This is a genomic window from Nonomuraea sp. C10, from assembly GCF_008017515.1.
Taxonomy (GTDB): Bacteria; Actinomycetota; Actinomycetes; order Streptosporangiales; family Streptosporangiaceae; genus Nonomuraea; species Nonomuraea ferruginea.
In genome coordinates, this window is the sequence record NZ_VPFF01000001.1 from 4390491 (window position 1) to 4403369 (window position 12879).

General features: G+C 72.5%; 13 protein-coding genes. 8 read left to right on the forward strand and 5 right to left on the reverse strand.

Features of this window, described 5'->3' with window-relative positions; genetic code table 11:
• The first annotated feature begins 261 nt into the window (after positions 1–261).
• The 3 genes from FR742_RS20180 to FR742_RS20190 are packed head-to-tail and all read left to right on the forward strand — an operon-like array spanning position 262 to position 2571.
• The gene (locus FR742_RS20180) at positions 262–1035 is read left to right on the forward strand and encodes an ABC-2 family transporter protein (protein WP_148032377.1); all 774 of its coding nucleotides are present in this window, start codon (positions 262–264) and stop codon (positions 1033–1035) included.
• Positions 1028–1816, forward strand: a complete 789-nt coding sequence (locus FR742_RS20185; protein ID WP_148032378.1) for an ABC transporter permease — start codon at positions 1028–1030, stop codon at positions 1814–1816. The genes FR742_RS20180 and FR742_RS20185 overlap by 8 nt, the downstream gene beginning before the upstream one ends.
• A gap of 2 nt (positions 1817–1818) precedes the next feature.
• Positions 1819–2571, forward strand: a complete 753-nt coding sequence (locus tag FR742_RS20190; protein ID WP_261808632.1) for an ATP-binding cassette domain-containing protein — start codon at positions 1819–1821, stop codon at positions 2569–2571.
• Here FR742_RS20190 and FR742_RS20195 read toward each other — a convergent pair.
• The gene (locus FR742_RS20195) at positions 2568–3026 is read right to left on the reverse strand and encodes a hypothetical protein (RefSeq protein ID WP_261808633.1); all 459 of its coding nucleotides are present in this window, start codon (positions 3024–3026) and stop codon (positions 2568–2570) included. The genes FR742_RS20190 and FR742_RS20195 overlap by 4 nt on opposite strands.
• A gap of 146 nt (positions 3027–3172) precedes the next feature.
• On the opposite strand from FR742_RS20195, the gene FR742_RS20200 reads away from it, so the two are divergent.
• Together FR742_RS20200 and FR742_RS20205 are read left to right on the forward strand one after the other, a co-directional pair.
• Positions 3173–3709 (forward strand): MFS transporter, encoded by a 537-nt coding sequence (locus tag FR742_RS20200; RefSeq protein WP_148032379.1) that lies wholly within the window; start codon positions 3173–3175, stop codon positions 3707–3709.
• 48 nt (positions 3710–3757) lie between these two features.
• On the forward strand, positions 3758–4474 hold the full coding sequence (locus FR742_RS20205; RefSeq protein WP_148032380.1) for a YcnI family protein: 717 nt from the start codon (positions 3758–3760) through the stop codon (positions 4472–4474).
• Between the two features lie 69 nt (positions 4475–4543).
• Here FR742_RS20205 and FR742_RS20210 read toward each other — a convergent pair whose 3' ends face one another.
• Genes FR742_RS20210 through FR742_RS20220 form a run of 3 tightly spaced genes read right to left on the reverse strand, consistent with a single transcriptional unit; the run spans position 4544 to position 7597 of the window.
• A complete protein-coding gene (locus FR742_RS20210; RefSeq protein WP_148032381.1) occupies positions 4544–5497 on the reverse strand; it encodes an ABC transporter permease in 954 nt (317 codons plus the stop codon).
• Complete coding sequence (locus FR742_RS20215) at positions 5484–6461, reverse strand: ABC transporter ATP-binding protein (protein WP_148032382.1); 978 nt, start codon at positions 6459–6461, stop codon at positions 5484–5486. Before FR742_RS20215 ends, FR742_RS20210 begins: the two co-directional genes overlap by 14 nt.
• Positions 6458–7597 carry an outer membrane lipoprotein carrier protein LolA gene (locus FR742_RS20220; protein WP_148032383.1) on the reverse strand — a complete coding sequence of 380 codons (1140 nt, stop codon included), beginning with the start codon at positions 7595–7597 and terminating at the stop codon, positions 6458–6460. Before FR742_RS20220 ends, FR742_RS20215 begins: the two co-directional genes overlap by 4 nt.
• A gap of 127 nt (positions 7598–7724) precedes the next feature.
• Here FR742_RS20220 and FR742_RS20225 point away from each other — a divergent pair, with 127 nt between their 5' ends.
• Both FR742_RS20225 and FR742_RS20230 read left to right on the forward strand, forming a co-directional pair.
• Positions 7725–8399, forward strand: a complete 675-nt coding sequence (locus FR742_RS20225; RefSeq protein WP_148032384.1) for a response regulator transcription factor — start codon at positions 7725–7727, stop codon at positions 8397–8399.
• Positions 8392–9750, forward strand: coding sequence for a cell wall metabolism sensor histidine kinase WalK (locus tag FR742_RS20230; protein WP_148032385.1), 1359 nt, complete (start codon positions 8392–8394; stop codon positions 9748–9750). The genes FR742_RS20225 and FR742_RS20230 overlap by 8 nt, the downstream gene beginning before the upstream one ends.
• Positions 9751–9899: 149 nt before the next feature.
• On the opposite strand, the gene FR742_RS20235 is transcribed toward FR742_RS20230, so the two are convergent.
• Positions 9900–10769, reverse strand: coding sequence for a LysR family transcriptional regulator (locus tag FR742_RS20235; protein WP_148032386.1), 870 nt, complete (start codon positions 10767–10769; stop codon positions 9900–9902).
• 765 nt (positions 10770–11534) lie between these two features.
• On the opposite strand from FR742_RS20235, the gene FR742_RS20240 reads away from it, so the two are divergent.
• Entirely contained in the window at positions 11535–12542 is a 1008-nt protein-coding gene (locus FR742_RS20240) for a neutral zinc metallopeptidase (protein WP_148032387.1), read from the forward strand.
• The last annotated feature ends 337 nt before the right edge of the window (positions 12543–12879 follow it).

The window sequence follows — 12879 nt, forward strand, 5'->3', positions numbered from 1 at the left end:
CGGCATGTTGATTCCCCGCCAGAACATCGCTCTACCCGTCGGTAAGTATCTCATCGCTTTTCCCGGACATTTCGGCAATGCTGCCTGCTAGAGGGTTATGCCCGCCGACGCCGGGGCGCCATCTATCCCGTTGCCAACCGCTGACCGCCGGTTGGATAATTCCAGGCCTTCCATCCGACCGGCCCGTGCGCGCGCACGGCCCCGGGCACGCGCCGTCACCGTGCCCTCACCCTCCGGAGGTGCCAAACCATACCCCTCTACATGCGGCTCGCCCGGTACGGCTTCCGCAAGCACGCCACCTACGTCTGGGCCGCGCTCGCCGGCGCCTTCACCAACACCGTGTTCGGCATCCTGCGCGCCTACATCCTCATCGCCCTCTGGCAGGCCAGGCCCGGCCTGGCCGGCTACGACGTCGCCCAGGCCGTCACCTTCTGCGTCGTCACCCAGGCCTTCATCGGGCCGATGCAGCTGTTCGGCGGCGGCCTCGCCATCCCCCAGCGCATCCGCAGCGGCGACATCGCGCTCGACCTGGTCCGCCCCGCCCCGCTCCAGCTCTGGACACTGGCCGAGGACCTCGGCCGCGCCGGCTACCTCCTGCTCGTCCGGGGCATCCCGCCGATGCTCGTCGGCGCCGCCCTGTTCGGCATCGTCGTGCCCGACGGACCGGGCCGCTGGGCGGGGCTGCTCGCCGGCCTGCTCCTCGGCGTCGTCACCAGCTTCGGCTGGCGCTACCTGGTGGCACTGTCGGCCTGCTGGCTCGCCGACGACCGGGGCGTCAACATCGCCTCCACCGTGCTCACCACCTTCCTCAGCGGCCTGGTCCTGCCGCTGACGATCTTCCCCGGCTGGCTCGGCGACGTCGCCAGGGTGCTGCCCTGGGCCGCCATGGCGCAGGCCCCCGCCGACCTCTACCTCGGCACCGCCCCCGTCCTCGACACCCTCGCCTTCCAGGCGTTCTGGGCCGCCGCGCTGCTCGCCCTGGGCGCGCTCGGCACCCGCGCCATCCGCCACAAGGTGGTGATCCAGGGTGGTTAGGACCTACCTGCTCCTCGCCTGGACCTGGACCCGCGCCGCCGCCGCCTACCCCGCCTCCTTCGCGCTGCTCCTGGTGCTCGGCTGCGCCACCGCCGCGCTCGACCTCGCCGCCATCCTGATCGTCTTCGCCAACACCACCTCGCTCGGCGGGTTCACCCGCGAGGAGGTCCTCTTCCTGTACGGGACCGCCGGGATCGCCTTCACCCTCACCGACCTGCTGTTCAGCAACCTCGACCGGGTCAGCGCGCACATCAGGGACGGCACGCTCGACACGTTCCTGATCCGGCCCGTGAACGCCTGGATCCAGATCGCCACCGACCGGTTCGTGCCCGCCAGGATCGGCCGCGTCCTGCAGGCCGCCGCCGCCCTCGGCTACGCCCTCGCCGCGCTCGACCTGGACCCGCGGCGGCTCTGGATGGTGCCCGTCATGATCCTCTCCGGCGTGGTGATCTTCACCTCGCTCTGGACGCTGGCCGCCGCTCTCCAGTTCGCGCTGGTCGACGCGCCGGAGGTGAGCAGCGCCTTCACCTACGGCAGCGCGCAGCTCGCCCAGTACCCGTTCAGCGTCTACGGCCGCGAACTCGTCCGCGGCGTCACGTACGTGCTCCCGCTGGCCTTCATCAACTGGCAGCCGGGCCTGTACGCGCTGGGCCGCGACGACCCGTTCGGCACGCCCGGCTTCATGCGCTTCCTCGGGCCCGTCGCGGCCCTCGTCCTCGCCCTGCTGGCCGCGCTCGCCTGGCGCCAGGGGCTGCGCCGTTACCGATCGACAGGGAGTTGACCATGACCATGATCGAACTGAACCAGGCGGGCCGCACCTTCAAGGTGAAGCGGCGGACCGTGCACGCCGTACGCGACCTGACCTTCACCGTCGCACCCGGGGAGTTCGTCGGCTACCTCGGCCCGAACGGCGCCGGCAAGTCCACCACGATCAAGATGCTGTGCGGCATCCTGACGCCCAGCTCCGGCACCGTGCGGGTGGCGGGGCTCGACCCGTCGCGCCGGCGCACCACGCTGGCCCGGCACATCGGCGTGGTCTTCGGCCAGCGCACCACGCTCTGGTGGGACCTGCCGCTCAAGGACAGCTTCGAGCTGATCCGGCTCCTTTACAAAGTAGTAGATCGCAAAGTGTTCGCGGAACGGCTGGCGGAGCTGACGGCGACGCTGGACCTCGGCCCGTTCATGAGCACGCCGGTGCGCCAGCTCAGCCTCGGCCAGCGGATGCGCGGCGACCTGGCCGCGGCGCTGCTGCACGCGCCGGAGGTGCTCGTGCTCGACGAGCCCACGATCGGGCTCGACGTCGTGAGCAAGGCCGGCATCCGCGAGTTCCTGGCCAGGATCAACGCCGAGCGCGGCACGACCGTGCTGCTGACCACCCACGACCTGGGCGACATCGAGCGGCTGTGCCGCCGCGTGATGCTGATCGACCACGGCCGGCTGGCCTTCGACGGGACGCTGGACGACCTGATGGCGAGCGCTCCCGGTCTCTCCTCCATCGAGGAGGTGGTCACCCACCTCTACACCACCGGGCGCTAGTAGTAGCTGCCCTCCCGGGTCTGCTCCTCGTAGTCGTCGTCGTCCTCGTCGTAGCGGCGCGCCCAGCGCGAGGGCATCAGCACCGGGATGAACAGCGCGACGCCCAGGAGCGCGAGCACGCCGCCGCGGAGCAGGATGTGGGCGCCGGAGACGATCTCCCTGACGACGCCGTTCACCGCCGGGCCGTCGGGCAGCAGGGTCAGCGCCCGGTTCGCGTCCAGCGCGTACACCACGGTCCAGGCCAGCAGGACCATCGACGGGATGAAGGTGGCGACCGGTGACACCCGGCCCGCCACCACGAGCCCCACGACGAGGCCGACGGCGGCCATGGAGCCCAGCGCGATCCAGAGCGACGGGCCGACCGGCGGTGCGGCCTGGACGTCCGCCATCGTCTGCTGCACCGCCCAGCCGCCACCTCCCAGCACGGCCGCGGTCACCACAAGCCCGAGGAGCAAACCACCTAAGTGCCGCAACGTTCTCACCTCATGTCGACGTGGTCGGCACGACCCTAGCGAACAAACGCCGCGAATCACCCGGTCATCACGCGGCTTCCCGCTTGAGCTTTCGCACGTCTTCTGCCCGTGGCACCATGAGCACACTCATGCGAGCGCACCTGCCTTTCCGGCTCATCCGGACGGCGGCCTTCGCCGCCGTCTGTGTGCTCCTCGCGGCCCTGGCCCACTGGCTGAGCGGCGGATCGCGGCCCCCGCCGTGGACCCTGCCGGCCGGGGGCGGCGCGGTGTTCGGGCTCGCCGCCGCGCTGGGCGGCAGGGAGCGCTCACCGGCCCAGGTCGGCTGGCTGCTGGTCGCGGCCCAGCTCGGGCTGCACGAGCTGTTCGGCGGCGACGGCACCGGCTACGTCGCCGCCCACATCCACGGGCAGGGGCTGGGCGAGGCGCTCGGCATGCTGGTGGCCCACCTGACGGCCACGCTCCTCACCGGCTGGTGGCTGTCGCGCGGCGAGGCCGCGCTCTGGGCGCTGCTGCGCCGCCTGGCCCGCCGCCTCCTGCTCCCCCGGCCCGTCCCCGCGCGTCCCGCCGCCCGGCCGCCCGTGCCCGTCGTACGGGTGCGCGACGTGCCGCCGGACCCGGCGGTCCGCCACAGCGTCACCAGGCGAGGTCCTCCACTTCCCGCCTGACCTGCTGACACCTCTCATCCCCTATGCCCACCAAGTGGAGTTATCGACATGTCCTTCTTCAGACGTGCGGCGACCGTGCTCGCCGCCACCACCGCTCTCACCGCCGCGCTCGCCCTGCCCGCGCTGGCGCACGTCACGATCAACCCCGGCACCGCCGTCGCGGGCGGGTTCACCAAGGTCGCCTTCCGGGTGCCGAACGAGCGCGACGACGCCAGGACGACCAAGATCGAGGTGACCTTCCCCACCGATCATCCGCTGGCGTTCGTCTCCGTCAGGCCGGTGCCCGGCTGGACCGTCAAGGTCACCGAGGGCAAGCTGCCCAAGCCCGTCACCACCGAGCACGGCGAGCTCACCGAGGCCGTCACCACGATCGCCTGGTCGGGAGGTGAGATCGGCCAGGGCGAGTTCCAGGAGTTCGAGGTGTCGATGGGACGGCTGCCGACCGGGGTCGACCAGCTGGTGTTCCCGACCAAGCAGACGTACTCCAGCGGCGAGGTCGTCTCCTGGGCCGACGCCCCGGCGGCCGACGGGTCCGAGCCCGAGCACCCGGCGCCCGTGCTCAAGCTGACCCCGCCCGCCGACGCCTCCCCCGCCGCGTCCGCCTCCCCGTCCGCCTCCGCCGGCCTCGTCGCGGCGCCGGCCGCGTCCGGCGCGGCCCCCGCCTCCTCGGACGGGACGGCCCGCCTGCTGGGCGGCGCCGGCCTCGCCGTCGGCGTCGCCGGCGTGGTGATCGCCGCCCTGGCCCTCCGCCGCCGCCCCTCCTGATCGCCACCTTCGCCCCGTACGCGACCCGTACGGGGCGAAGCCCTTACCCTCGCGCCGGCCCTGTGGGGGTCAGGACGTGACGTCCTTGCCGGTGAAGTGGGCCCAGGCGATCGAGAGGGACATCACGATGTAGGCGCCGAACGTCAGCAGGCCCTCCGTCAGCGCCCCGGTGTCGATCGGGCTGCGCAGGACCGCGTCGAAGCCGGTGAACCTGGTCGGCAGCAGGTAGGGCGCGATCGCTTCGAGCGCGGGGATGGCCCGCAGCACCTGGCAGGCGATGATCAGCACGACGGTGCCCGCGATCGCCCCGATGGGCACCTCGGTGAACGCCGAGATGGCCAGCGCCACCGCCGCGACCGCCGACAGGGCGAAGCCGACGTAGCCGACGGTGAGCGCGATGCGCAGCAGCCCGTCGGTCATGGTGACGGTGGTGCCCGACAGCAGGACCACGTCACCGGCGGGGAACAGCACGAGCCCGGTCACCAGCGCCGACAGCGCCACGACCGCGGTGACCGCGTACGCGTACACGACCGCGTTCAGGTACTTGACGGCCAGCAGCCGGGTGCGCCCGGCGGGCGCGGCGAGCAGGTAGCGCAGCGTGCCGCCGCCGGCCTCGCCGGCGAGCGCGTCGCCGGCCACCACGCTGACCGCGATCGGCATCATCAGCAGCACCAGGGCCGAGAGCGCGAGGAACGTCAGCATGAGGCTGTTGCCGGCCACGGCGGCGATCATGCCGCCGACCTGGTCGTCCCCGGCGAACAGCCGCAGGGACACGCCCATGATCACGGGCACCGTCGCGAGCGCGGCCAGCATGGCCAGGTTGCGCGGCCGGTGGAAGGTGAGGCTCAGCTCGGAGACGAGCAGCCGCCAGAACGCGCCCGCGCGGCGCCCGGCCTGCGGAGCGGGCGGGGCGGGCCGGTCGGAGGGCTCCTCCGGGCGGCGTTCGACGGTGCTCAGGGTCTCGGTCACGGGCACCAGCCCGGGGGTGCGACGGGTGCGGGTGCCCGTGTCAGCCGTCGACATCGAATCCCTCTCCTGTCAGTCCGACGAACACGTCCTCCAGGCTCGGCCGCACGACGGCGAGCCCCCGTACGGCCACGCCCTCGCCGACGAGGGCGGCGTTGACCCGCTCGGGAGCGTGGCCCCCCAGCTCGGCGGTCACGGCGCCGGCGGCGGAGCGCACGTCGGCCAGCCCGAGCGCCGCGAGCACGCGCGCCGCGTCGGCCGCGTCGGGCGTCTCGACGCTGACGCGGGTGGCCAGGCCGCCGCTCAGCGAGGCGATGGTGCCGTCCGCGACGAGGCGGCCGGTGCGCATGATGGCGGCGTGCGTGCACATCTGCTCGACCTCGGCCAGCAGGTGGGAGGAGACGAACACGGTGGTGCCGCCGGCGGCGATCTCCTTGACCAGTGCCCGCACCTCGCGGGTGCCCTGCGGGTCGAGCCCGTTGGTGGGCTCGTCCAGGATGAGCAGCTCGCGCGGCCCGAGCAGGGCGGCCGCGATGGCGAGCCGCTGGCGCATGCCGAGCGAGTAGTTGCGGTAGCGCTTGCCCGCCGCGGCGGTGAGGCCGACGCGTTCCAGCGCCTCGCCGACGCGCCGCCGGACGGTCGCCCCGGAGGCGGTGGGGTCGGCGGCGTCGAACCGGCGCAGGTTGGCCTCGCCCGTCAGGTAGGGGTAGAAGGCCGGTCCCTCGACCAGCGCGCCCACCCGGGGCAGGGCCAGCGCGAGCGGCAGGCCGAGCAGGGAGCAGGTGCCGCCGGTGGGCGTGATCAAACCGAGCAGCATCCGGATCGTGGTGGTCTTGCCCGAGCCGTTCGGCCCCAGGAAGCCGTAGACGGAGCCGCGCGGCACGGTCAGGTCGAGCGCGTCGACGGCCGTCTGGCCGCCGCGGAAGCGCTTGGTCAGCCCGGACGTCACGATGGCGGCGCCGGGGTCGGAGGGCGGGGCCGCCCCGGTGGGCGCCCCCGCTTCCTGCGCGACGGTCGTCACCTGACGCCCGCCGCCTTCATGATCTCCTCCGGGGTGACCGCGCCGACCAGCAGGCGGCCGTCGTCGGTCAGCAGCACGGTGACGAGCTTCGTCCTGATCATCTTGCCGGAGCCCCAGGTGCCGCTCACCGGGGTGGCCGTCTTCAGCACGTTGTCGAAGAGCGCCCGCGCGTCGGCGCCCTCGCCGCCGGGAGCGCCGGGAGCGCCGTCCGCGTCGCCCTGCGGCATCGCGGCGTCGGCGGGCAGCACCGCGACCGCGGTCCAGCCCTCGCCGCGCACCTTCAGGTCCCCGGCGGTGCGCCTGGCCTCCTCGGCGTGCTCCTGTCGCACGTCGGACGGCCCGAACGTCTTCTCCTCCACCTTGGCCCCGGCCGGCGGGGTGAAGGCGAAGTTCTCCTCGGCGGGCGGGGTGAAGGTCAGCTGGGTGAACCCGACCTGGAAGGCCGGCTCGGCCGAGCCCTTGGCGAACACCTGGACCCGCAGCGGCACGTAGTGCTCGCCGTCGATGGCCAGGCGCACCTCCTGGACCAGGGACGCGGGGTCCTTCGGGGTGAGCGTGAGCTGGTAGGCCGGGCGGCCCGCGACCTCGGCGGTGTTGCTCACCGAGATCGTGGTCGACTCGTCCACCTGCTCCAGGAGCCGCTGCGCCGCCTGGTCGGGCGTCATGACGGTCGGGGCGGCCGTGGGCAGGCCCTCCCGGGGGTGCTCGCCCTGCAGCTTGACCCTGGTGGCGGTGTTGCTGTCGCTGTCCCAGTACCACACCTGGTCGCCGTTGACGATCACGTTGGTCTCGTTGAACTGGGTGGGCAGCGCCAGCCGCATCTTGTCCTCGCCGCCGTACCAGAGCTTCACCTCGTGGGAGCCGGACAGCAGCGACAGCGGCGAGCCGTCGCCCGTGTCGGGCAGCGCCGGCAGGCCGAGCGAGGCCGTCTGCTGGACGGTGCCGGACATGGGGGGCATGCCCTCGCTCTTCTCCGCCGCCGCGGCGGCGTCGGCCAGCAGCTGCTGGGCCGACCGTTCGGGAAGCACGGGGTCGCCGCTCACCGCGGCGATCACCGGCCCGGCGCCTATCGCCGCGCCGATCACGGCCGCCGCCGCGATCGGCACTCCCCACCTCACGTACGTGCCTCTACGCATGTCACTCCTCAACGGTATGTCGATACACGCAGCCTGCGTGATGCATCCTTAGGCGAACCTGAGACGGGCTGAGATCCCTCTCAGCGTTCTCAGCGGGCTCTCAGCGCACGGACGGGAGAATCGGCACATGCGGGTACTGGTCGTCGAGGACGAACGCCGGATGGCGGCCGCGCTCCAGCGCGGGCTGCAGGCGGAGGGGTTCGCCGTCGACCTCGCCCACGACGGCGAGCAGGGGCTCCACGAGGCGAGACACGGCGACTACGACGTGGTCGTGCTCGACATCATGCTGCCCAGGCTGTCCGGCTACAACGTGTGCAAGCAGTTGCGCGCGGAGGAGAACTGGGTGCCGATCCTCATGCTGTCGGCCAAGGACGGCGAGTACGACATGGCCGACGGCCTCGACCTGGGCGCCGACGACTACCTGACCAAGCCGTTCTCGTACGTGGTGCTGGTGGCCAGGCTGCGGGCGCTGCTGCGGCGCGACTCGGGGCGGCGGCCGGCCGTGCTGGCCGCCGGCGACCTGTCGCTGGACCCGGCGCGGCGGCGGGTGCGGCGCGGCGAACGCGACGTCGAGCTGACGCCGCGCGAGTTCGCGCTGCTGGAGTACCTGCTGCGCAGGCGCGACGAGGTGGTGTCCAAGTCGGAGATCCTGGAGCACGTCTGGGACACCTTCGACACCGACCCGAACGTGGTCGAGGTGTACGTGGGCTACCTGCGGCGCAAGATCGACGCCCCGTTCGGCAGGAACGCGTTGCAGACCGTGCGCGGCGCGGGCTACCGGCTGGCCGGCGACGGTGGCTGAGTTCCCGGCCGCGCGCCCGTCGGCCTGGTGGCGGCGGCAGGGGTTGCGGTTCCGGCTGACGGTGGTGGCCGTCGCCGTGCTGGCGGTGGCGCTGGCGGTGTCGGCGTCGGTGCTGCTCTCGGTGCTGGACCGGACACTCCTGGCCACCGTGGACGAGTCGGTCAGCCGGCAGGCGCACACCGTGCGGGTGCAGGCCGACGCCGGCACGCTGACCACCCCGATCACCACCCACGACGGCACGATCGTGCAGGTCATCGGCGCGGACGGGCGGATCACGCACGTCACCTACGGCGCGGACCGGCTGGTGCCGCTGCTGGACGCGCGGGGCCGGGCGCGGGCGCTGGAGGACGGGCGGGCCACGTTCGTCGACGGTCATCCGTACGCGATCCCGGCGCAGTTGCGGGTGGTGGTGCTGAGCGCCGACCGCGGGCAGACGGTGATCGCGGCCCGGTCGGTGTCGGAGATCCAGACGAGCGTCCGCACGGCCGGGCGGGTGCTGCTGGTGGGCACGCCGCTGCTGGTGGTGCTGCTCGCGGGCGCCAGCTGGATGATCGTCGGGCGTACGCTGCGGCCCATCACGGCGCTGCGCAGGGGCGCGGCCGAGATCACGCACACCGCCCGGTCGCGCCGGCTGCCGGTGCCGGAGTCGCGCGACGAGGTGCACTCGCTGGCCACCACGCTCAACGACATGCTGGCGCGGCTGGAGGAGGCCGAGAAGCGGCAGCGGGCGCTGGTCTCCGACGCGGCGCACGAGCTGCGCAGCCCGCTCGCCAGCATCCGGCTGCAGCTGGAGGTGGCGCTCGGGCACCCGCAGGGGCAGGACTGGCCGGAGACGGCCGAGGGCGTGCTGGAGGACACCCTGCGGCTGTCGCGGCTGGCCGAGGACCTGCTGGCGCTGGCCAGGCTGGACGAGCGCGGCGGCGTCCCGGCCCGGCGCGAGCCCGTCGACCTGGACGAGGTCGTGCGGCAGACGGCCGAGCGGTACGCCGAGGTGAGGCTGGCCGCCTGCGACCCGGTGGAGGTGCGCGGCGACGCCATGGACCTCAGCCGGGTGCTGACCAACCTGATCGACAACGCGGTGCGGCACACCGCGTCGAAGGTCGAGGTCGCGCTGACCGCCGACGGGATCCTCACCGTCACCGACGACGGGCCGGGCATCCCGGAGGAGGACAGGGAGCGGGTGTTCAACCGGTTCACCCGGCTCGACACCGGGCGCAGCCGTGACGAGGGCGGTGCGGGGCTGGGGCTGGCCATCGTCCGGGAGACGGTGCGCGCGCACGGCGGCACCGTCCACCTGGAGGACGCCTCCCCCGGCCTCCGCGCCGTCGTCTCCCTCCCCCCGTCCCTCTGAACGGGACGTCCGTCACCGGGGCGTTCACCAGGAGCGCGTCGGCACGACTGCACGCCGACCGGTGTGACGGTGGAGCCTGACGGCGCCTGCCACGTGTCCACGGGGGCACACGGGCCGGCGACCGGCGAGGTGCTGAGAATCCGACCGCGCTAGGCGGTCGTGCCCCTCTCGGCGGTCGCCAGGAAGTCCTGGGCGATCAGCGGGAGGCGGCGGCGCGTGTGCACGACGGCGATCACGCGTCTGACGGCGGGCTCCAGCGAGCGGACCACGAGGCCCGCACGGGCGGCCTGTTCGGCCATCCCGCGGTACCACAGCAGCGACGCCTTCCCGGCGCGCACCGCGTTCAGCCAGCCGTTGCGTTCGTCGGTTTCGAGCACCACGACGGGGCTCACCGAGAACTTGCCGAACATCGCGTCGAGCTCCCTGCGGCGGACGCTGCCGCGCGCGGGCAGGGCCAGGCGCATGCCGTGGAGTCTGCCCATGGGAACGGGGTTGGGGAGTTCGAGCCCGGGCGGGGAGATCAGCACGATCTCCTGGCGCTCGAGCGGGTGGGTGATCAGGTCGCCGGGGACGGGCAGATCGGTCAGGCCGAGGTCGGCCCGCTGGTCCCGGATGGCGCTGACGACGGCCTCGCGGCCCTCGCAGCGGACGATGTGCACGCGGACGCCGGGGTGCTCGGAGGCGTAGGCGGGCAACAGCCGCCCCGCCAGACCGGGCTCCAGGCTGGGGGTGGAGGCGATGCGGAGCTCCGCTTCGCCGGCGCCGCCGTGGTTGGCGAGGCCTTCGATCTCGCGGACGGCGTCGAGCGCCTCCCGAGCCAGCTTCACCACGCGGCGACCTTGCGAGGTCACCACTACCCCCCGCCCCGAACGCGCGAAGAGCGTCATTCCGAGCTCTCGTTCCAGATCGCGGATCGCACGCGAAAGCGCAGGTTGTGCGATATAGAGCGACCTTGCCGCGTCAGTCATGGTGCGGTGCTCCGCAGTCGCGACCACATAGCGGAGCTGCTGGAGGTTCATGGCAAAGAACGCTAGGACAACGGCAGGTCCGTGGTCCGGAACATGACTGAGATCACCTCGAATGATTTCGGACCGTAACCGAGTACCGCTACATCCGTGACGGGTGGGAAATCAGTATGCTTCTGCCCCATATTCGGCAAAGGCACGATGTGTGACAGGAGAGGTCGCGCATCTCGGACAACCGAGTAAAGGGGCGACACGGTGACAGGGAACGGGCAATATCCTCCCGCGCCACAGGGGCCAGGACAGCCCCAGAGGCCGCCCTCGCTACCATGGCCGCCGCCTGGCCACCGCCAGCCACAGCCGCAGGGCAACCCATACCCCGGTCAAGGCGTTCCCAATCCTGGCGGACCCCATCCGGGTCAGGGACCGTACCCCGGAGGGGGCGCCCCGCCGCCGGGGCAAGGCCCCTACCCGGGCCAGCCACCACCCGGCCAGGGGCCGTACCCGGGCCAGGGACCTTATCCGGACCAGGGGCCGTATCCCGGACAGGGGCCGTATCCCGGACAGGGCGCGCCCCCGGGCGCGGGGCCCTATCCCGGACAGGGGCCGTATCCGGGCCAGGGCAATCCACCCGGCCAAGGGCCGTACCCGGGCCAGGGCCCGCCGCACGGGCAGGGGGCGTACCCCGGGCAGGGCGGCGGCTATCCGCCGGGCGGCGGGTACCCGGGCGGTCCTCCGCCCCCGCAGGGGCCCTGGCCGGGCGGGCAGCCGTCCTTCCCGCCGCACGGGCAGTGGCACCACCGGCCGCGCCGCAAGTCCGGCATGGGCGTGGTCGGCGTGCTCGGGCTGGTGTGCGGGACGATCGCGGGACTGTTCGTGCTGGTGATCGTCGGGGCGGCGTTCCTGGGCTCGTCGTCGGGTTCGGACACGACGACGCCGATCGCGCAGCCGACGTACTCCCCGTACGACGAGCCGACGCGGTCGAGGGGTGAGCCGACGAGCAGCCCGACCCGGGACGACGTGCCCACCGAGCGTCCGACCCAGCGGCCCACGCAGGACGACGAGCCGGGCGACGACCCGCCGAGGCAGGTGACGCTCGACCGCAGCCTGAAGAACAACACCGTCTACCGGGCCGGCGTGCTGCCCAGGCTCACCTGCCGGGCGGGCAACGTGAGCATCTTCAGCCACAGCCAGCTCAAGTCGCTGATCCTCAAGACCGGCAAGTGCATGGACCAGGCATGGGGCCCGATCCTGCAGAAGCAGGGCATCCCGTTCAGCCCGCCGAGGTACGCCATCGCGGCCAGGAGCGGCAGGGGCGCCTGCGGCGACTACCCCCAGCGGGGCAGCATCGTGCCGTACTACTGCCCGCGCAACAACACGATCTACGCCTCCACCTCGGCCATGGCCAGGGGGAACGGCAACTCGCGCGGCTACGGCCAGATCATCAGCTGGCACGGCGGCATCATCAGCATGATGGCCCACGAGTACGGGCACCACGTGCAGAACCTGACCGGGCTGCTGGACTCCTGGTGGGGTCAGACGCTGGAGACCTCGAACCAGAACGGCAAGCTGGCGCTGAGCCGACGGCTGGAGCTCCAGGCAACCTGCTTCGGCGGGATGTGGATGCGGTCGGTCGCGGCCTCGTACCCGGTGAGCACGAGCAGCCGGCAGCGGTTGTTCTGGTTCTACGGCCAGGTGGGCGACCATCCCGGATACCCGCGTGACCACGGGTCGACGGCGAACAACCACCGGTGGTTCCGGCAGGGCTGGGAGAAGAACAAGGCCTACCAGTGCAACACGTGGGCCGCGCCGTCTTCGACCACCTCCTGATGGTTACTTGAGGTTCATCTCATGTTGGGCACATGTCTTTGATGTCCATATATGGCGACTAGAATCCTGGCAATCTTGTGCCATCGGGGGGCAAACCCAGCGGGTTATGCCTGGTAGGCGTGCGAAGGAGCCGGTGTGAGCAAACGCGATGGGGTGGACGCCGTGCCCGGAGGCCGGAAACGGCGCCCCCCTCGCCGACCCCGGCCCGCGCCGGGCAATTCCGCCGACCCCTCGCCCGACCCGGCCGCCCCCCATCCGGACCCGTCCGGCGCCGTCGACCCCAGGGCCGCCGAACCGCGAGCCGGCGAGCCGCGGAGCGGGCGGACCCGCAGGACCC